Raw genomic sequence first — 18,770 nt, 5'->3', positions numbered from 1 at the left:
GGGTTGTGAAGCGGCGACGGTCGTCGCCTCGGGTCAGCCGATCTCGACCTGAGCGAACGCCTTGATCGATGCCGAGCCGATGAACTGACTCACCGACTGCTTGTCGTCCTTCGCGTACGGCTGCTCGAGCAGCGCGACGTCCTTGAAGAATCCGTTGATCCGTCCGTCGACGATCTTCTCGATCGCCTGCTCGGGTTTGCCCTCGTTGCGGGTGATGGTCTCGAGCGTGGCACGCTCGGCGGCCACCACGTCGTCGGGCACATCGCCCTTGGCGAGGTACGTCGGGCGGGCGAACGCCACGTGGACAGCGAGGTCGTGAGCGAGTTCGGGAGAGCCTCCCTCGACCTCGACCAGCACGCCGTTGACGCCACGGCCACCCTGCACGTGCTGGTAGGAGCCGATGTCGTTGCCCTCTCCGGCCTCGATGCGCTCGACGGCGCCGATGCTGATGTTCTCCTTCAGCGTGACCTTGAGTTCCTCGAACTTGTCGGTGCGTTCGGCAACCGCGTCGGTGCCCTTCTCGGCGACGAGCGCGACCAGCGCTTCGGCTTCGCCCTTGAACAGGTCGGAGCCGGCGGTGAAGTCGGTCTCACACTTCAGTTCGACGATCGCGCCGACGTTGCCGACGACCGTGAGTGCCACCACGCCCTGGGTGGCGTCGCGGCCTTCGCGATTGGCGCTGGCCGCCAGACCCTTCTCACGGAGCCACTTCTTCGCAGCGTCCATGTCGCCGTCGTTCTCGGTGAGCGCCTTCTTGCAGTCCATCATCCCGGCGCCGCTGGAATCGCGGAGTGCCTTGACGTCTTGTGCGGTGAAATCCATTGCGGTCAGTCTTCCTTGTCTTCGGAGGGGGCTGCGGGCTCACCCTCGGAGTCGGCTTCCATCGGGGCAGCCGATTCTTCTGCTGCGGCGGGTGCTTCCTCGGCCGCCGGTGCTTCCTCGGCTGCGGGCGCTGCCTCGGCCGCCGGTGCTTCCTCGGCTGCGGGCGCTGCCTCGGATGCCGGTGCCGCCTCGGATGCCGGTGCCGCCTCGCCCGACGGAGCGCCTGCGGCCTCGGTGGCAGCCTGTGCGGTGCTCAGACGTGCGTCGCGGTCGGCCTGCGCCTGTGCAGCGGCGTCGCGAGCCGCCTTCTGAGCGTTCTCGAACTCGGCGATCTCCTCGGGGGTCTTCTCCACGGCGGGCGTAGGTGCCGGGTTGCGCTTCTGGGCGATGAACCGGCCTTCGGCCACGGCGTCGGCGATCACGCGAGCGAACAGGCTGTTCGAGCGGATGGCGTCGTCGTTGCCCGGGATCGGGTAGTCGACGACCTCGGGGTTGACGTTCGTGTCGACGACGGCCACGACGGGGATGCCCAGCTTGCGGGCCTCGGTGACGGCGATGTGCTCCTTGAGCGTGTCGAGCACGAAAATCGCGTCGGGCGCCTTCTTCATGTCGCGCAGACCGCCGAGGTTCTTCTGCAGCTTCGTGAGCTCACGGTTGAGCAGCAGCGCTTCCTTCTTGATCATCACTTCGGTCTCGCCCGACGCGACCATGCGCTCGTACTCGAGCATCTTGCCGACGCGCTTCGAGATGGTCTCGAAGTTGGTGAGCATTCCGCCGAGCCAGCGCTCGTTCACGTAGGGCATCCCGCACTTGTCGGCGTAGCTCTTGACGGGGTCCTGAGCCTGCTTCTTCGTGCCGACGAAGAGGATGTTGCCGCCCCCGGCGACGAGATCGCGCACGAAGCCGTAGGCGACTTCCACACGGGGCAGCGTCTGCTGCAGGTCGATCACGTAGATCCCGTTGCGTTCACCCCAGATGAAGCGCTTCATCTTCGGGTTCCACTTGCGGGTCTGGTGACCGAAGTGAGCTCCGGCCTCCAACATCTGACGCATGCTGATGACAGCCATGACTTGCTCCTTGTAGCGGTTGTTCCCCCGGGCCGGCGCCGCAAGGGGCGACCGCGTTGTGACCTGGAGGACGGTGAGTGGGTGTCGAATCGGTCGAAACGACCTGATCGAAGCTATCGGACGCGCTGCCGGGCCGCACCGTGATCACGCACGAACGACACGGTCACCGGATCGGCCGCACGCGGACCGTCTCGCTCACACATCGACGCCGCACCGCAGTGCCGGGGGTGGCGGCTGTCGGGGCGTGCTGCCGTCGACGGGAACCAGCCGCGGTCGCCCGACCAGTTTCCCGAGGTGCGGCGCCGGATCGCGGTACTCCTCGCCCACCCGCAACCCGAAGTAGAACTCCCCCGACGCCGTACCGATCGACGAACCCGACACGACGGTGTCGCCGTTCACGAGCGCCGACGAAATGAGCTTGCCGTAGGTCGTGCGCCGCCCGTCGCCGTGGCGGACGACGACGTATCGCGTCCCGGCGATCGTTCCCGACCACGTCACCATTCCGGCGGCAACGGCTCTGACCTGGCTGTTCGCACCCACTCGGTAGTCGAGACCGCGGTTCCCCGCGCAGTAGGGGCACGCGGGAGCCCTGAACGGATCGGTGACGGTGCCGACGACGGGCGGGCGCCAACACGGACCCGCCTGGGCCGCCGAGCCGGGGATGACGACCGCGACGACGGTCAGGAGACCGACGGCGACGCGTCGACGAGTGCGATGGGTGATGGTTCGGGACATGGCGCCTCCACAGAGATCCGGTGATCTTCGAGGACGTCCGAGACGTCGAGGGGGCGCCCGTGGGCGACGAGGGGCGTCGTCCGACGCGAATGATCCGGGTCAGGTGACGCCGGCAGCGCTCATGCGTGAGCGCAGGTGGAGCACCGACTTCGTGTGGATCTGGGAGACCCGCGACTCGGTCACCCCGATGACGTCGCCGATCTCGGAGAGGGTGAGGCCCTCGTCGTAGTAGAGCGACAGCACGAGCTTCTCACGTTCCGGGAGCTTCTTGATCTCGGCCCGCATGATCGAACTCGTCTCGCGGTCCTCGATCACCGCCGACGGTGAGCCGGACATCGCCGTGTCGGGAGCCGACGGCTCGGCACCCGCGGCGATGGCACGATCGAGGGGCCCGATCGTGGTGCTGGCGATGGCCGACAACCACTTGGTGAGCTCGGCATCGGAGATCTGGAGGTGGGCGGCGAGTTCCTCGTCGGTGGGGGCTCGGCCGGCCTTGTGTTCGAGCTCGGCGAACGCCTTCTCGACCTGGCGCGCCCGGCTGCGCACCGAACGTGGCACCCAGTCCAACTGGCGCAGACCGTCGTAGATGGCGCCGCGGATGCGCGGCACGGCGAACGTTTCGAACTTCACCCCTCGCTCGGGGTCGAACCGCTCGATGGCGTCGATCAGACCGAACACGCCACTGCCGATCAGGTCGCCCGAATCGACGTTGCTCGGCAGGCCCGCTCCGATACGGCCCGCGACGAACTTGACGAGTGGCGAGTAGTGGACGATCAGGTGGTCGCGCGCCGCCGGCTTCTGCCGCTTGAGCCAACGGTTCCACTGCATCTGGAGGTCGGCGTCTTCTGGAACGATGCTCATGCTGGGAGATGTTGGCCGTTCACGCTCGGGGATGGGCTTGGCGGTAGGCAGCGGAGAGGCGCTCTCGGCTGACGTGAGTGTAACGCTGCGTCGTGGCCACGTCGGAGTGGCCGAGGAGTTCTTGCACCGCTCGCAGGTCGGCCCCGCCGTCGAGCAGGTGTGTGGCGAAACTGTGGCGCAACGCGTGCGGATGGGTCGGTACCGGGGATCGGCGGTCGACGATCCGGCGCACGTCGCGCGGCGTGAGCGGCTTGCCCCGCTCGTTTCCGAACAGAGCGTCACCGCGATCGGCCGCGACCACATCGGAGCGCACGTCGAGCCACCGGCGCAACGCACCGACCGCCGGGCGGCTCAACGGAACGCGACGTTCCTTGGCACCCTTGCCCCACACGGTCGCCGCACCTCGATCGAGATCGAGCGACGGCTCCGTGAGCGAGCACAACTCACTCACCCGCAGCCCGGACCCGTACAGCACCTCGAGCACCGCATCGTCTCGGCGCCGCCGCCACTCCGGCTCGTCGCCGGTGACGGGCGTGGACGCATCGAGGAGACCGTGCAGGTCTCGTGCATCGAGGACCCGCGGGAGGCGACCGTCACCGGCCGGGACCGACACACCCGCGGTCGGGTCGCTCACGACGTGTCCGCTCGCGACCGACCAGCGGAAGTATCGACGCAGAGACGCCGTCTTGCGGGCCACGGTGCGGCGAGCGAAGCGTCGAGTGGTGAGGAACGCGAGATATCGCCGGATCGTTGACCGGGTGACATCGCCAGGACCCGCGAGGTCGAGGCGCTCGCACCACTCGACGAACGAGCGCAGGTCGGACAGGTAGGCGGTGCGCGTGTTCTCGGACACGGCGGTGAGACCTGCTCCGAATTCGTCGACCCGCCACGCACTCACGGCTTCGATGGTAGGAGGAATGACCCGCGCGAGCAGGGATGACGACGCTCGCAGTGCCATTGCTGTATCCGGCGTGCCCACGACACATCACCATTCGTGTCGTCGAGAACCGCCGATCGACTCCGTGGACTCGTACCAGCCACCGACTTCGACGAGCCAACCGTCACGCTCGAGCGTGACCAGCGCCTTGGCCGCACGACCGAGTGGCCAGCCGGTCCGATGTGCGATCGATTCGATGCTGCCCGGACGCTCCCGCAACAGGTCGCGAACGACGGCTCCGTCGGCGTCGGGGCCGCGACGGGTGTCGACCCGCTCGCGCCCCGCACGTCGGTGGTCGAGCCCGATCGCCACCAGCAGGCAGTCCACGTCGAATGCGGGGGCAGCCCCATCGGCCAGCAGGCTGTTGGTGCCGAGCGACGAACGTTGGTCGATGGGACCGGGAACGGCGAACACGTCGATCCCACGTTCGGCGGCCTCGCGCGCCGTGATCAGGCTCCCGCCTCGTTCGCGACTCTCGACCACCAGCACGATCTCCGACAATGCCGCCAGGACGCGGTTCCGTTGCGGGAAACGGAAGGGATCGGGAGCGACGCCAGGAGGCCACTCGGAGATGACCGCACCACGCTCGGCAACCTGCGCCCACAGGCGGCCGTGACGTTTCGGATAGGGCCGGTCGTGCCCGTTGGCGACGACCGCGACCGGCCGCGAACCCGGCGACTCGAGAGCGCCGAGGTGCGCGGCTCCATCGATCCCGAGTGCGAGACCCGACACCACGACGACGCCGGCGTCGGCGAGTTCGCGCCCGAACCGTTCGGCGGTCAGCGCACCACGTCGGGTCGGATTGCGCGTGCCGACGATGCCGACTCGGCGAGCATCGAGCGAGCGGATGTCGCCCTGGACGAACAGCACCGCAGGACGGCGCGGGTCGTCACGCAACTGAGGCGGAAAATCGTCGTCGTCCGGCGCGACGATCTGCACGCCGAGGTTCGCGCATCGCTCGGCGACGTCGTCGGGACGATTCCGTTCGGCCGATGCAGCCCACCGCGCACGCAGTCCGCTCGTCTGTTCGAACAGTGCGGCGATGGCGCCCGACGGGGCTTCGCTCCCCGTTGCGACGGCGAACGCCTCCTCGGGAGTCCTTCCCGACTGGAGTGCCACGAGGCGCGGCGTGGTCATGAGGTCGAGCCCGGCCAGTGCTGCGAGATGGATTCGATCGACCGCCGTCGACGGCGGGGCGGGCGGTTCGGGGAGCGACTGCGCCACGCTCACGCTGCACGCTCGATCGTGTGCGGCGGGCGGACACGCACCCGCATGCCGAGCGCGAGTGCGATCGTCTCCTCGTCGAGCACGTCGGCGCCCTCGGGCCGAAGGTCGCCGATCGTGCGCGCGACCCGCCTGAGCCGGTGGTACCCGCGTGCGCTCAGGCGACCCCGCTCCATCTCCGTACGGAGACAGTCCAACGCTGCCGGTGTCAATGGCGCGAACTGGTCGAGATCGCGGGCTGCGAGCCGGTTGTTGAGCACGCCCTGTCGGTCGAGCGCACGACGGCGCGCCGCGGCCACACGCAGGCGCACCACCGCGCTCGATTCACCTGGCCGGTTGTCGAGCAGTTGGGCGACGTCGGGCCGGTCGACCTTGACGCGTAGGTCGAACCGGTCGAGGAGCGGCCCCGACACGCGTCCGACGTACTTCCGGAGTCGTGCGTCACCGCACTCGCAGCCCCCCGGCTCGTTCCCGTCGCCACACGGGCACGGATTCATCGCCGCGACCAACTGGAACCTCGACGGGATCGTGACGTGCAACGCAGCACGACTCACGCTCACCTCGCCCTCCTCGAGCGGTTGTCGGATCGTGTCCATGACGCGCGGTGCGAACTCGGGCAACTCGTCCATGAACAGGACACCGCAGTGCGCGATCGAGATCTCTCCCGGGCGAAGGCTGACCGAACCTCCTCCGACCATGGCCACCTGCGAACTCGTGTGGTGTGGCGCCCGGAACGGCGGTCGAACGACCAGACCGTCGGGCGGCAGCGCGACTCCGGCGGCGGAGTGGATCATGGTGACGGCGAGCGCCTCGTGGCGGTCGAGCGGTGGCAGCAGCCCGGGGAGCCGCGCCGCCAACATGGTCTTGCCGGCACCAGGCGGCCCGACGAACAGGCAGTGGTGCCCACCGGCTGCGGCGATCTCGAGTGCACGGCGCGCCAACGGCTGACCGATGACGTCGGAGAGGTCTGGCTCGGAGGTGGGCACGGCGTCGTCGGGGCGGTCGTCGTGGTCGGGCCAGGGTGCCGACTCGTTGCAGACCGCCATGAGCTCACGAAGGTGGCGGCACGGCCGAACGTGCCCGTCGGCGATGATCGCCGCCTCGTGTGCGTTGCCGGCCGGCACCACGAGGTCGTCGACTTCGAGCACGCCCGCCATCGGGGCCACGCCGGGGACCGAGCGGATCGACCCGTCGAGCCCGAGTTCGCCGACGAAACCCATCCGCTGGATCGACTCGACGGGGATCTGCTCCGAGGCGGCCAGCACGCCGATCGCGATCGCCAGATCGAGGCCCGACCCCGATTTTCGCTGGCGTGACGGCGCGAGGTTGACCGTGATCTTGGTGTCGGGCCACCTCGCGCCGCTCGACATGACCGCAGCACGGACACGATCGCGCGACTCGCGCACCGATTCGTCGGGGAGTCCGACGACGTGGAAACCGGGGAGCCCCTTTCCGACGTGGACTTCCACGGAAACGGGGTGGCCCTGTGCTCCGAAGAGCACGGCCGATGGGACGGACGCGAACATCGCTACCTCCTGGATCGTTCGTTGATCTGAAGGAGGGGCGACTTCGCGACCCCACGACACGTTGGACGCCACCATACGCAGGGGGTGCTCCACAGTTTCGCCGGTCGGCCGTGGCGGAGGGGGCGAGGCGGTCGAGGCGCGAGGGGACGGCCCGACCCTGCCACCGGAACCGGGGACCGAGCTGACATGATCGCGGACGTGCGAATGGCCCGACTGCTTCCCTGCCTCGTGCTCGGCGCCTCGCTGCTCGGTTGCTCCGACAACGACCCGGGTGGAGACGCCGGACGGTTCTGCGGGGAGATCGCCGCCAACCAGAGTCAGCTCATCTCACCCCAACTCGACACGTCGGCCGACATCGAGATGTTCCTCGAGCTGTACCGGGAGATCGGTGACCTCGCGCCGCTCGCGATCGAGCCCGAATGGGAGCAGCTGATCCTCAACTACGAGACGGCGAGCACCGTCGTACCGGGTGATCCGGCATCGACGCAGAGCGCCGTGGCCATGGCGCTGCAGAGCGAGCAGGCCGGGGCCCGCGTCCAGCGGTGGCTGATGGAGAACTGCGCGCTCGACATCGGCCCGGTGGCCACGCTCGCACCGCAGAGCTGAGGGGTCCCGCCGCCGGGTGACGCATTCGCCCCCGATGCGACCGGATCAGGTCAGAGGATCTCGCCGCGGCGGGTCTTGACCGAGTCGCACAATCCGTATTCGACGGCTTCCTCGGCGGTGAACCAGCGGTCACGCTCGGAGTCGGCCTGGATCTGCTCGACGGGCTTGCCGGAGTGGAAGGCGATCAGCTCGGCCATGCGCTTCTTGGTGTAGCGGAGCTGCTCGGCCTGGATCTGGATGTCGGACGCCTGGCCACGCAGACCGGCGAGCGGCTGGTGCATCATGACCCGTGCGTTGGGCAGGACGTAGCGCTTGCCGGCTGCGCCCGCCGTGAGCAGGAACTGGCCCATCGACGCAGCGAGGCCGAGGCACACCGTGGCGACGTCGCATCCGACGAACTGCATGGTGTCGTAGATGGCCATGCCGGCCGTGACCGAACCACCGGGGCTGTTGATGTAGAGCCAGATGTCCGCATTCGGGTCCTCGCCCTCGAGGTACAGCAGCTGAGCGCAGATCTGGTTGGCGATGTCGTCGTTGACATCCGAGCCGAGCATGACCACACGGTTCTTCAACAGACGATCGAAGACCGCCGACCTGGGATCGAAGCCCCCTTCGAGTGCGAACGGCGCTGACGTCATCTGGTCTGGCATGGCGACATGCTATCGGTCACCGATTCGGAGTACGGTTCTGCGTCATGTCGGTGTCAGCATCCTTCCAGCCCGACCACATCGATGCCACCCCAGGACAAGCTGCGGCACTGTCGCTGCACCTGCAGAACAACACCGACGCCGAGCGTATGGTGACGCTGCGGGCGGGCGGCGGACTCGCCGCTCAGACCGTCCTGCAGACCGAGACGATCTATCTCGACCCGAACGAGCACTTCGAGGTCCCCGTCATCGTCGACGCCAACGCGAGCCTCGTCGCCGGACCGCACAGTTGCGTGATCGAGGTCGTCGACGACAAGGAGACCACGAGCGCAGCGGCGACCATCCAGGTCGCCACCAGCGAGGCATGGAGTGCCCGTCTGGAACCGCAACGTTCGAAGTCGGCGTCGGCGGGGCGCCACAAGGTCGTCGTCGAGAACTCGGGCAACGTCCCGATGACGGTCGAGTTCGTCGCCACGTCGGCGCCCGAGGTGTCCACCGAGTTGGCCGCACCCGCCGTCAACATCGATCCCGGCAAGACCGCGAAGGTCGAGTTCCGGGTCGCCCCGCACGCGAAGTTCTGGAGCGGAACATCGGTCGAGCACCCGTTCTCGATCGCCGTCGCCGGGAGCAACGGCGACCGCTCCGACCTCGAAGGCACCTACGAGCAGGGTCCGCGCGTCCGTTCCTGGTTCGGACCTGCTGCGGCCGGAATGGTCGGGGCGCTCCTGCTCGGAACGCTGGCATGGTTCACCGTGTTGAAGCCGTCCGTGCTCGATTCCGCACGCGAGGAAGCCGCCGAGCTCGACGCCCTCCAGCAGGCCGACCTCGACGACCGGGTCACCGCGATCGAGGCGGCGGCCGAGGAGGCGGCGGAGCTGCCACTCGGCGATCCGACCGACCTGCGCCTCACGGTCGACGCCGAGGCGTCCACCACCTCGACGCAGGAGTTCGACTTCGACGCCACCGGATCGGGCCGGATCCTGTCGATCAGCGACGTCGTGTTCCAGAACCCGACCGGGGCCGCCGGGCGGGTCGAGTTGCTGCGCGACGACGAGGTCCTGCTCGACCAGGAGATGGCGAACTTCCGCGACCTCGACTTCCATTTCGTGGCGCCGTTCCAGATCGAGAGCGGCAGCAGCGTCTCGCTGCGGGTGACGTGCACGACCCCGGGGCCCGGCACCGAGGCCTGCGAAGCAGCCGCCACGATCATCGGCTTCGTCGACAACGTCTGACCCGACCCGGTGCACGTTCCCGACCCTCGGGAACGGATCCACGTCACGCAGGCTCGGAACGGTGGACACCGACGCGGAACACCGATGACACCTGCCGTCCGCTCAAACCCGGGAGGCGCCAACCGGTGATCAGCGGCCGATGTTCGGCCCGATGCCTTCGAGCACCGGCGGACCCGAGCGATCGCTGGTCTCGGTCACCAGCATCGTCCCCACCACATCACCGAACAGATCGGTCTGCGCAGCGACCGACACCTCGATGGGTCCGGCCTGCGTGTTCGGGAGGACGAGCACCGGGAGGTCGAACGTGCCGGAGTCGTCGACTGCGACCTGCAGGACCTGTGTCGACCAGGCGACATCGAGGGTCACCCCGGTCGGGAATCCTGCACCTTGCAGCGTGACGACCTGGCCCACCGCAGCGACGCCCGGGACGATCGTCACCGTGGGAGGCGGTGCTCCGACACCGGTGACGGGAACGGTGATGTCGACCCCGTTCTCGAGCGAGGCGACGAGCGACACCTCCTGCGCTCCGGCGGTGGTCGGCGCGAACGCCAGGGTGACTCCACAGCGGGCTCCGACGGCGACGGACTCACCGGCACATGTCGTCTCGACGATCTGGAACGCTCCCGGCTCGGCCGGCTCGAGGCGCACCCCGACGACCGTCACGGCACCGGAGCCGTTGTTCACGACTTCCACCAGGCCCGTGCGTCGCCCGGCGTCGATGATCGTCGGCGCGAAGTCGAAGGCGGCAGGACTGGCGGTCACGCCGGCACCCGGTGCGACCGTGGTGGTCGTTGTGGTGGTGGTCGTCGCGCCGGGGGATCCGCCGGTCGACGTCCCACGGGTGGACCCGCCGGTCGATGTGCCCCGGGTGGACCCGCCGGTGGTGCCGCGGGTGGAACCGGTCGAGGAGCCCCCGGTCGAGCCCCGCGTGGTCGACGATCCGCCCGATGACGAACCGCCGGTGGAGGACCCGCCCGTGGAACTCGGCGTGGTGGTGGACGTGGTCGTCGTCGGTGCCTGGCCGAGCGCGGTGACCCGCGTGGTGATCGGTGCGACGCCGAACGCGGTCGAGGTGAGCGTCACCGTGGCAGACGAACCCTGGAGTCGCTGCACGGTGAACGACACGTCGATCCCGCAGGTGGTTCCCGGGCGGATGATCGCTCCGCAGCGATCGGCGGTGATCGCGAACGTCTCGTCGACGGTCAGCGACGCGACTCCGACGCTGGCGGGTCCACGGTTGGAGAACGTCAGCGTCGTGGTGAGCACGTCTCCGACGTTGCCCGTCCCGAGGTCGAACGATTCGGCATCGAAGGACGCATCGGCCGCGACGGTCGTGACCGCGACGTCGGTGTCGACCGCCGGGGTCTGCGCCGAGACGACGCGATCGCTGACGATGGTCGTGCCCAGCCGGTCGACGGCGGGACCCGACCGGGTCGGGGCGATCGTCGACGTGAGCGACGTGCGTCGGGTGGTGGCGAACGGTGCGGCTCCCTGACCGGTGCGCGACACGACCGAGAGCGACCCGGTGGTGCCCACGCTCTCGAACACGACGTGGTTGCCGTCGGCGCTGACCGAGGGGCGTCGGCCGGGGCCGAGATCGACGCGACTGAACGGCGCCGCGCCTCGTCCGACGACGAGCACCCCGTCTCCCGACGACGCAGCCACCACGGTGCCGTCGGCGGACACCGTCGGCTCGTCGGCGGCGGGAAGGATCGCGGTGGTGGTGGGTCCGCCCGCTCCGACGGCGTTGGCGAACACGGTCATCTGGTCGACGTCGACCGGTTGCCCGTCGACGGGTCTCGGACCGGCGGCGAAGACGATCACGGAACCGTCGTCGGAGACGTCGACACGCTCGGAGACGGCATGATCGGTTGCGTCGCCGTCGGGTCCGTCGAAGCGCCCCGACTCCGTGTACCCGAGTGCGGGCGCCGGGTTGCGGACGAAGCGAATCACGTCGTCGCCGTTGCTGACGGCGATGACCGAGCCGTCGAAGGACGTCGCAGCAGGTCCGTAGGAGCCGTCGACGGCAACGTCGAGGACGGAGATCGGGCCGTCGAGGCCTGCAACCGGGTCGAGACACCGGTCGAGAACCCTGATCGGAGCACTCAGCGCCTGCAGCGCCAGCGGTTGAGCGTCGACGTCGGTGGGGACGCTCCCTGTGACCGTGGTCGAGGTGGTGCTCGCCGTGGTGGTGGTACTGCTGCTGGTCGACGAGGTGGTGCTCGAGGACGTCGTGGTCCCGACGGCGTCGGACTGGTCGCCCGGATCCGGCTGGGGGGAGACCGGGGGGACCGACCAGGTGATGATGCACCCGTTGCCGCTGATCGCGGGGTCGATCGCGCCCTGCGATCCGGGGATCGGTGTGGTGGTCGCCGGGAGGACGGCACCGGTGGGGGCCAGAGGGCCGCGATCGTGGAACACGAGCGACGAGGCGGCGTCGGCGTCGACGGGGGTCGAGACGAAGACGATCGAGCGTCCGTCGTGTGAGATCGCCGGTGCGGCGTCGACCCCTGGATTGGGGATCGGCGTGGTGGCGACCGACTGCGCACCTCCCGGCGCGCCGAACGAGGTCACTGCAGCCACGGCACCGGCAGCCATGGTGCCCACGACCCCCGCCCGGGTCCACCTGGACTTCATGCGACGAGACTACTCGTCGTCCTCACCGCTCGACCATCGCCCATGGCAAAGCCATGTCAAGGCCACTGTCGAGAGCCAAGGTCGAGAGCAGATGTCAGGAGAAGGATCGAGGTCTGCAGGCGCACCGTTCAGCGCTCGACGCCGCTCATCACGACGGCCACTCTCGAGGTGGCGTCGAATCGATCCGGATCCGTCTCCAGAACGTGCAACAACCCGGCCAGGCCCGCCGACCCGGTCGCACTGGCCTCGAAGCCGGCGTCGTGGGCCAGGCCGTGCGCGGCGACGACCATCGCCTCCGATGCCACGACCGACGACCCGCCGGCGATGCGCAGGGAGTGGGCGATGTCGACCCAGTCGTAGGTCTCGTCGTCGAGGATCCCGTCGGCGAGCGACGTCGGGTCGTCCCACACCGTCATCAGTTCGTCCCAGTGGAACCCCACGTCGACGATGCCACGCTCGCCCGCTCGCTGCAGTGCACGGTCGAGCGGCGCACATCCCTGCGTCTGCACGGGGAAGGTCGCCACGTCGATCCCGCTCGCAGCGAGCGCCGTGAACGTCGCTGATGCGAACGCACCGCCCCCGACCTGGACGAACAGCCCGTCGAGCCAGGCGAATCCGCGGTGACGTAGTGCGGTGGCGATCTCCCAGCCGAGGGTGCGGCCACCGTCGAGACACAGTGCGTTCTCGGGCCCCTGCACCGTGAACGGGATCGATCCCGCGGCGACCGCCTCGCGGAACCGGAGCATCGCCGGGTCGCCCGCCTGATCGGTCTCGGTGCGCGTGCTGCGATGGACGATGGCGCCGAGTTCGTCGAGGCGGTCTCCGAATCCGTCACTCATCCATGTCGGCACGAAGACGTCGATCGGCCAGTCGACGGCCTTGGCCAGGGTGGCAGCGGCGAGGGCGGCGTTGCCGCAGGACGCGATCGCGAGACGTGGTCGCTCGGTGAGCACCCCGACCTCCTCGGCGGCGCGCAGGTGGAGCAGGATCGAGAAGAGGAAGCGCGCCTTCTGGCTGCCGGCGACCGAGCCGGTCTCGTCCTTCACCCACACTCCCCCGTCGGCGTCGAACCCGAGCACGTCGGACAGAACCGACGATCGCTCGAACGGGGTCACGTGGAAGCCGACCCCACCCACGTCACGCACGGCGTCGTCGATCTCCAGCACGAGCGCCCGGCGGCGAACCGCGTCCATGCCGGCGGCGTCGGCACACGCCGCCCAGGCGAGGTGCTCGTCGGCGGAGACGAACGGGTGTCGGTCGGCGGGAATCTCGACCGGTGTCGGCTGATCCACGATCGACAGGGCGTGATGTCGGTCGCGGGTGGTGGAATTCGGGCAGCGGAAGGGCATCCACGTCGACATGGCGACCTCCGCGCCGCAGCGCAGGCACTCCCACCGGCGCGCCGTCATCGCCCGGCGACCCGGCGACTCGTCGACGGATCGACCGGACGGCGCTTCGCGATTCGTCATCGTCGAGAACGGGACCGGGCGGCTCAGGAGCCGGCGGCGACGCGGCCGTTGAAGTCGTCGATCATGTCGTCCCAGACGCCGACGTAGCGGCGAAGTCCGCGCCAGAAGTCCTGCGAGCGGCGGGCCTCGAACAGCTCGAACGGAGTGCCCTGCTGCTCCACCCAGGTGTAGTAGCCCAGGTTGAACAGCCTGCGGCGATCCTGTTCGGTGCAGTCGATCATGTGCTCGGTCGAGGCACCGCGGAGGTGTTCGCCCACGGCGGCTGCTGCGTCGGTCGTGGTGAACTCGTTGCCGTAGCGGCTCTCCAGGAGCTTGGCCCGCTCACTCGGATAGAGGGCTGCGCCGTCGGTGGCCACGGTGATCAACGCCTGGTTCTCGCCGAGGCCCATCAGCTTCGCGGTCTTGATGGCGGCAAGCATGTTCGCGATGGCCGAGAACCCGAAGTGCTCGAGCTTGTCGACGAGGCTCTGGGACACACCCATCGACTGCGCCAGATACGCCCGCCCCGCGTCGGTGTTGAACGCGAGGTCGAGTTCGTCGGTGGCCTTGTCGGAGATCGCCACGACCACGTCGGTGTTGGCGATGTTGTGGATCAGCGGGATGTGCTTGTCGCCGATGCCCTGGATGTTGTGCTCTCCGTAGCCGTTCTCCAGCATCGTCGGGCACTCGAGAGCCTCGACGGCCACGATCTTCGTGCCGTACTCCTCCTTCAGCCGATCACCGGCGGCGATGGTTCCCGCCGACCCCGTGGCCGACGTGAAGGCCGCGAGTTCCAGGTCGCGCCCGACCACGCCGTACTCGGCACGCACGGATTCGAACACGTGAGCGAGAGCGCGCCCCGTGACCTCGTAGTGCCCGAGGTGGTTGCCGAACTCGGAGAACTGATTGAGGACGAAGTTCCCGGGGTCCTTGGCCAACTCGTTGCAGGCGTCGTAGATCTCCTTGACGTTCGACTCGGTGCCGTGGGTCCTGATGACGTCCTCGGCCGGGTCGGCGCACCAGCGATCGAGCCAGTCGAAGCGTTCCTGACTCATGCCCTCGGGCAGGATCGCCACGCCACGGCTGGCCATGATCGTGGAGATCGCGATCCCGCCGCGCGCGTAGTTTCCCGTGGACGGCCACACGGCGCGGTGCACGGTGGGGTCGAACTGACCGGTCACGACCCGCGGTGCGAGACACGAATACGCAGCGAGCACCTTGTGCGCGGTGATCATCGGGAAGCGATCGCCGAACACCACGATGATCGGGCAGGGAACGCCGGTGAGCGTGGACGGCAGAACGACGTGTTCGGGGACGTCGACGCGGTTGCCCTGCAGGTCGTTGTACCAGTGGACCCGCCAGAGGTTGCGGGCGTCGGGACCGTGCAGGTCGGCATCGCCCACCTTCTCGTCGTGGTCGAACGACGACGGATCCGCCAGTTGGGCGAACGTGGGAAGTGTGATCTTCTGCTCGCGTAACCGCCGCACGCTGTTGGCGATCGCCTCCTCGTTCACGATCCGATCGGCCAGGCCGAACTGGTTCTCCATCGCGGCGGCCGTGACGGCATCCATCCCAGCGGTCGTCGGATCGGCGGTCGTGTCAGAAGTCGGCGTCACCTCGACAGTCTGTCAAGTCTCGAAGCCGCTCACCATGCCCTTCCCACGATGCGACGGTGAACACCACGGGTCATGCGCCGACGGGAACGAAGCCCGGAGCGAGCCGACGTCCGGGACCGCGCCGGGCGGCAGCCCGCCGCGCTGCGACGGTCGCGCGGTCAGAACGGTCGGTCGCCGGGCGGCTCGGTGCTGGGCCCGACGTGGGCGTCGAGCCAGTCGCACACGTCGCCGGCACCGGCCCAGCACTCCCGGACCTTCTTCTCGACCTGCCTGGTGTGCAACCACTTCGGTGCGCCGAAGTCCTTCGAGAGCATCAGGCCCTTGCGACGGATCAGTTCGATGCGGGGGTGGTCACGGTCGTAGCCGCGTGGCGCGGTCTTGAGTTCGCCGATCGCGCCGATCTCGTAGCGTCGCGACGCCGCATCAGCCACGAGTTCCTCGATCTGTCGACCAGTCGAGTCGGCCACCACCGCATCTCGGAACCGTTGGAGTTGGTCCTTCGCCATCGCGTAGTAGCCGGCGGCGACCATCAACCCGTCGGCCGACAGGTGCAGATATCGACCGCTCCCACCCTCCATCTCGCAGAACGCACCCTGGTGCGTCTTGTACGGCGGCTTGTTCTTGGCGAACCGTAGGTCGTTGTGCGGACGGAACAGGTGGAACGGCCCGTGGTCGTCGAGGGCTTCGACGAGTTCCGACATCGGTGTCTTCACGTGGTCGGTGAAACGCTGCTTGTTGTCCGCCCAGAACGTCCTGGAGTTGTCCGCCCCGAGTTGCTCGTAGAACTCGATCGCCTCGCGCGGGAAGCCGGTGAACGCCATCGGACAGACCGTAGCGACGCGACCCGAACCGGTCGAGGTCGAGCCGGGAACACCTCGACGCAGCCCCTGTCCGCACGGCGGCCCGCACCACTACTCTCGCCGCCATGGCAGACCTCTTCCTCGGCGGCACGATCGACCCCGCCACACACGAGCGGACGACCGACGATGCAACGAGTCACGTGTCGGTGGCCACCGATCAGTTGACGACGCACGGTGTGATCGTCGGCATGACCGGGTCGGGCAAGACCGGGTTGGGTGTCATCGTGATCGAGGAAGCGCTGCGGGCGGGTCTTCCCGTCATCGCGATCGACCCGAAGGGCGACCTCACGAACCTCTGCCTCACCTTCCCCGACCTCGCCGCGAGCGACTTCCGGCCGTGGATCGACGAGGCACAGGCCAAGAACGCGGAGAGGACACCCGACCAGTTCGCCGCCGATCAGGCAGCTCTGTGGGCCAACGGCCTCGCTCGCTGGGGGCTCGCAGGTCCCGACATCGGTCACCTGCGCTCGACCGCGGATTTCACCATCTACACGCCCGGCTCGCAGTCCGGCGTGCCGATGAACATCGTCGGCTCGCTGCAGGTTCCCGTCGACATGAGCGATGCCGAGGTCGTGAACGACGAGATCGACGGGTACGTCTCGGGCTTGCTCGGATTGGTCGGGATCGAGTCCGATCCGCTGTCGAGTCGCGAGCACATCCTGCTGACCAACCTGGTCAACCACTCGTGGACCGAGGGCCGCGCACTCGACCTGATGACCCTCGTCGGCCAGATCGCTTCGCCGCCGATCCGCAAGCTCGGGGTGTTCGAGCTCGACCAGTTCTTCCCCGCCGCCGACCGGATGAAGTTGGCGATGCAGCTCAACGGGCTGTTGGCGTCGCCGGCGTTCGCGGCGTGGGCGGCCGGTCCCCCGCTCGGCATCGACTCGATGCTGTTCGGTCCGGACGGAACGCCACGCTGCGCGATCGTGACCACCGCGCATCTGTCCGACGACGAGAGACAGTTCGTCACCTCGCTGATCCTGTCCAAGCTCGTCACTTGGATGCGTCGCCAGTCGGGCACGACCGATCTGAGAGCGATGCTCTACATGGACGAGGTGGCGGGGTACCTGCCGCCCACGGCCAACCCGCCCACCAAAAGGCCGATCATGCTGCTGATGAAGCAGGCGCGTGCCTTCGGCGTCGGCGTGGTCCTGTCCACGCAGAACCCGGTCGACATCGACTACAAGGCGATCTCGAATGCCGGAACATGGATGATCGGTCGACTCCAGACCGAACAGGACAAGTCGCGTCTGCTGGACGGGATGTCGTCCGCCGCCGGCGGCGTCGACCTCACTGCGATCGGTGACACCATCTCCGGCCTGGGCAAGCGCGAGTTCATGCTCCGACGGGCCGGACAGGACCTGCCCGAGGTGTTCACGACCCGGTGGGCGATGTCGTACCTGCGCGGGCCGATGACGCGAGACCAGATCGAACGGATCACGGGCCCGGGCGAGGCCGAGGAGCAGACGGCGACCGCGCCCGAGGCGAGCAGCGGGGTGCCCGGGCAGCCGACTCCGGTTCCGGGCGTCGTCGCGCCGGGTCGTGATCCGAACGACGACGAGTCCGCAGTGATGCCCGAGGTCGCCGACGGCACGGCTGTCCGCTGGGCCGACGTCGCCGCGCCGTGGCTCGCCGAGGTCGGTGGCGACACCCGGGGGCCGACGCTCGCCGCTGCCGCGGTCGCCAGGGTCCACCTGCGCTACGACGAGACGAAGGCCGACCTGATCCACGACGACGAGTTCGAGTGTGTCGTCTTTCCACTGGCCGAGCAGGTCGACGTCGCGGCGATGATCCGCGTCGACTACGACGACCGCGACCTGCGCACGGAGGCGCCGAGCGGTGCCGTCTACCGGCTCACGGAGGCGAAGCTCGCCAACAGGACCTACTGGTCCGGCCTGGAGAAGGCCATCCGCGACGAACTCGTACGCACGTCGACCGTGGACATCGGGATGAACACCTCCCTCAAGCTCTACGGCCGACCCGGCGAGACGAGCGAGGCATTCGAGGCCCGGTGTCTGAAGGTGGCCGACGACCAGGCCGACGCCGAGATCGCGAAGCTCCGCGACAAGTACGAGACGAAGGTGAAGCGCCTCCGCGACCAGATCGACGGCCTCGGCGACAAGATCGAGTTGCTCGAGGAACAGTCGAAGAGCACACGCAACTCCGAGTTGCTCTCGACCGCCGGATCGGTCCTCGGAGGGTTGCTCGGCGGACGTAAGTCCAGAGGCGGGATGCTCGGCGGCCTCCTCGGCAGAGCGGGAACCGCAGCACGCCGTCGTGGGAGCACGAACGCCGCCGGTGAACGCGTCGACGCCGCCGAGAACAAGTTGGAGCGACTCCACCTCGACGTCGAGGAACTGGAGGCCGACCTCGCCGAGGAGATCATCGAGATCGACGAGCGATGGATGAGCACGGCCAAGGAGATCGGCACCCTGTCGGTCGGGCTGGAGGCGAGCGACGTCAAGGTCGCCCAGCTCAGCCTCACCTGGATCCCCGTCACCTGAACGTTCCCCGGGTCCACCTCGAGTCGGCCGGGCCGCGTCCGGACCCGA

The 18,770-nt window shown here is 68.5% G+C and carries 15 protein-coding genes; 3 read left to right on the top strand and 12 right to left on the bottom strand.

The genetic code is table 11. From position 1 onward, the window contains the following. Positions 1 to 33: 33 nt before the first annotated feature. The 7 genes from tsf to ABJK40_RS13405 all read right to left on the bottom strand — a co-directional run bounded on the left by tsf (position 34) and on the right by ABJK40_RS13405 (position 7,172). Positions 34 to 822 (bottom strand): translation elongation factor Ts, encoded by a 789-nt coding sequence (tsf, locus tag ABJK40_RS13435; RefSeq protein ID WP_348478576.1) that lies wholly within the window; start codon positions 820 to 822, stop codon positions 34 to 36. Between the two features lie 5 nt (positions 823 to 827). Then, complete coding sequence (gene rpsB, locus ABJK40_RS13430; RefSeq protein ID WP_348510315.1) at positions 828 to 1,889, bottom strand: 30S ribosomal protein S2; 1,062 nt, start codon at positions 1,887 to 1,889, stop codon at positions 828 to 830. A 195-nt stretch (positions 1,890 to 2,084) separates the two neighbouring features. Next, the gene (locus tag ABJK40_RS13425; RefSeq protein WP_348478573.1) at positions 2,085 to 2,624 is read right to left on the bottom strand and encodes a M23 family metallopeptidase; all 540 of its coding nucleotides are present in this window, start codon (positions 2,622 to 2,624) and stop codon (positions 2,085 to 2,087) included. A gap of 99 nt (positions 2,625 to 2,723) precedes the next feature. After that, entirely contained in the window at positions 2,724 to 3,485 is a 762-nt protein-coding gene (locus tag ABJK40_RS13420; RefSeq protein WP_348478572.1) for a FliA/WhiG family RNA polymerase sigma factor, read from the bottom strand. Positions 3,486 to 3,504: 19 nt separating this feature from the next. Continuing rightward, positions 3,505 to 4,383, bottom strand: coding sequence for a tyrosine-type recombinase/integrase (locus ABJK40_RS13415; RefSeq protein ID WP_348478571.1), 879 nt, complete (start codon positions 4,381 to 4,383; stop codon positions 3,505 to 3,507). Positions 4,384 to 4,470: 87 nt separating this feature from the next. Further along, the gene (gene dprA, locus ABJK40_RS13410; protein ID WP_348478569.1) at positions 4,471 to 5,652 is read right to left on the bottom strand and encodes a DNA-processing protein DprA; all 1,182 of its coding nucleotides are present in this window, start codon (positions 5,650 to 5,652) and stop codon (positions 4,471 to 4,473) included. Continuing rightward, positions 5,649 to 7,172: a YifB family Mg chelatase-like AAA ATPase gene (locus ABJK40_RS13405; RefSeq protein ID WP_348478568.1), complete on the bottom strand. Its 1,524-nt coding sequence runs from the start codon at positions 7,170 to 7,172 to the stop codon at positions 5,649 to 5,651. Before ABJK40_RS13405 ends, dprA begins: the two co-directional genes overlap by 4 nt. A gap of 186 nt (positions 7,173 to 7,358) precedes the next feature. Between ABJK40_RS13405 and ABJK40_RS13400 the strand changes: the two genes are divergently transcribed. Continuing rightward, complete coding sequence (locus tag ABJK40_RS13400) at positions 7,359 to 7,778, top strand: hypothetical protein (protein WP_348478567.1); 420 nt, start codon at positions 7,359 to 7,361, stop codon at positions 7,776 to 7,778. A 50-nt stretch (positions 7,779 to 7,828) separates the two neighbouring features. Here ABJK40_RS13400 and ABJK40_RS13395 read toward each other — a convergent pair whose 3' ends face one another. Further along, positions 7,829 to 8,428 (bottom strand): ATP-dependent Clp protease proteolytic subunit, encoded by a 600-nt coding sequence (locus ABJK40_RS13395; protein WP_348478565.1) that lies wholly within the window; start codon positions 8,426 to 8,428, stop codon positions 7,829 to 7,831. A gap of 44 nt (positions 8,429 to 8,472) precedes the next feature. Here ABJK40_RS13395 and ABJK40_RS13390 point away from each other — a divergent pair, with 44 nt between their 5' ends. After that, entirely contained in the window at positions 8,473 to 9,657 is a 1,185-nt protein-coding gene (locus ABJK40_RS13390; RefSeq protein ID WP_348478564.1) for a hypothetical protein, read from the top strand. Between the two features lie 129 nt (positions 9,658 to 9,786). On the opposite strand, the gene ABJK40_RS13385 is transcribed toward ABJK40_RS13390, so the two are convergent. The 4 genes from ABJK40_RS13385 to ABJK40_RS13370 all read right to left on the bottom strand — a co-directional run bounded on the left by ABJK40_RS13385 (position 9,787) and on the right by ABJK40_RS13370 (position 16,179). Beyond that, entirely contained in the window at positions 9,787 to 12,294 is a 2,508-nt protein-coding gene (locus ABJK40_RS13385; protein WP_348478562.1) for a hypothetical protein, read from the bottom strand. A gap of 128 nt (positions 12,295 to 12,422) precedes the next feature. Then, positions 12,423 to 13,763: a PLP-dependent lyase/thiolase gene (locus tag ABJK40_RS13380; protein WP_348478561.1), complete on the bottom strand. Its 1,341-nt coding sequence runs from the start codon at positions 13,761 to 13,763 to the stop codon at positions 12,423 to 12,425. Positions 13,764 to 13,786: 23 nt separating this feature from the next. Next, positions 13,787 to 15,289 carry a pyridoxal-phosphate dependent enzyme gene (locus ABJK40_RS13375; protein ID WP_348478582.1) on the bottom strand — a complete coding sequence of 501 codons (1,503 nt, stop codon included), beginning with the start codon at positions 15,287 to 15,289 and terminating at the stop codon, positions 13,787 to 13,789. 227 nt (positions 15,290 to 15,516) lie between these two features. Next, a complete protein-coding gene (locus tag ABJK40_RS13370) occupies positions 15,517 to 16,179 on the bottom strand; it encodes a DUF2461 domain-containing protein (protein WP_348478560.1) in 663 nt (220 codons plus the stop codon). Positions 16,180 to 16,283: 104 nt separating this feature from the next. Between ABJK40_RS13370 and ABJK40_RS13365 the strand changes: the two genes are divergently transcribed. After that, complete coding sequence (locus ABJK40_RS13365) at positions 16,284 to 18,722, top strand: helicase HerA-like domain-containing protein (protein ID WP_348478559.1); 2,439 nt, start codon at positions 16,284 to 16,286, stop codon at positions 18,720 to 18,722. Positions 18,723 to 18,770: the final 48 nt, after the last annotated feature.

The sequence above is a fragment of the Ilumatobacter sp. genome, from assembly GCF_039969435.1.
Classification (GTDB): domain Bacteria; phylum Actinomycetota; class Acidimicrobiia; order Acidimicrobiales; family Ilumatobacteraceae; genus Ilumatobacter_A.
This window is presented reverse-complemented; position numbering and strand designations above follow the sequence as displayed.

Coding starts and splice junctions, on each gene's coding strand:
- ABJK40_RS13380 (WP_348478561.1), bottom strand. CDS start 13,763: ATGACGAATCGCGAAGCGCCGTCCGGTCGATCCGTCGACGAGTCGCCG.
- rpsB (WP_348510315.1), bottom strand. CDS start 1,889: ATGGCTGTCATCAGCATGCGTCAGATGTTGGAGGCCGGAGCTCACTTC.
- ABJK40_RS13425 (WP_348478573.1), bottom strand. CDS start 2,624: ATGTCCCGAACCATCACCCATCGCACTCGTCGACGCGTCGCCGTCGGT.
- ABJK40_RS13370 (WP_348478560.1), bottom strand. CDS start 16,179: ATGGCGTTCACCGGCTTCCCGCGCGAGGCGATCGAGTTCTACGAGCAA.
- ABJK40_RS13385 (WP_348478562.1), bottom strand. CDS start 12,294: ATGAAGTCCAGGTGGACCCGGGCGGGGGTCGTGGGCACCATGGCTGCC.
- ABJK40_RS13365 (WP_348478559.1), top strand. CDS start 16,284: ATGGCAGACCTCTTCCTCGGCGGCACGATCGACCCCGCCACACACGAG.
- tsf (WP_348478576.1), bottom strand. CDS start 822: ATGGATTTCACCGCACAAGACGTCAAGGCACTCCGCGATTCCAGCGGC.
- ABJK40_RS13395 (WP_348478565.1), bottom strand. CDS start 8,428: ATGCCAGACCAGATGACGTCAGCGCCGTTCGCACTCGAAGGGGGCTTC.
- ABJK40_RS13420 (WP_348478572.1), bottom strand. CDS start 3,485: ATGAGCATCGTTCCAGAAGACGCCGACCTCCAGATGCAGTGGAACCGT.
- ABJK40_RS13390 (WP_348478564.1), top strand. CDS start 8,473: ATGTCGGTGTCAGCATCCTTCCAGCCCGACCACATCGATGCCACCCCA.
- ABJK40_RS13400 (WP_348478567.1), top strand. CDS start 7,359: ATGATCGCGGACGTGCGAATGGCCCGACTGCTTCCCTGCCTCGTGCTC.
- ABJK40_RS13375 (WP_348478582.1), bottom strand. CDS start 15,289: ATGGAGAACCAGTTCGGCCTGGCCGATCGGATCGTGAACGAGGAGGCG.
- ABJK40_RS13405 (WP_348478568.1), bottom strand. CDS start 7,172: ATGTTCGCGTCCGTCCCATCGGCCGTGCTCTTCGGAGCACAGGGCCAC.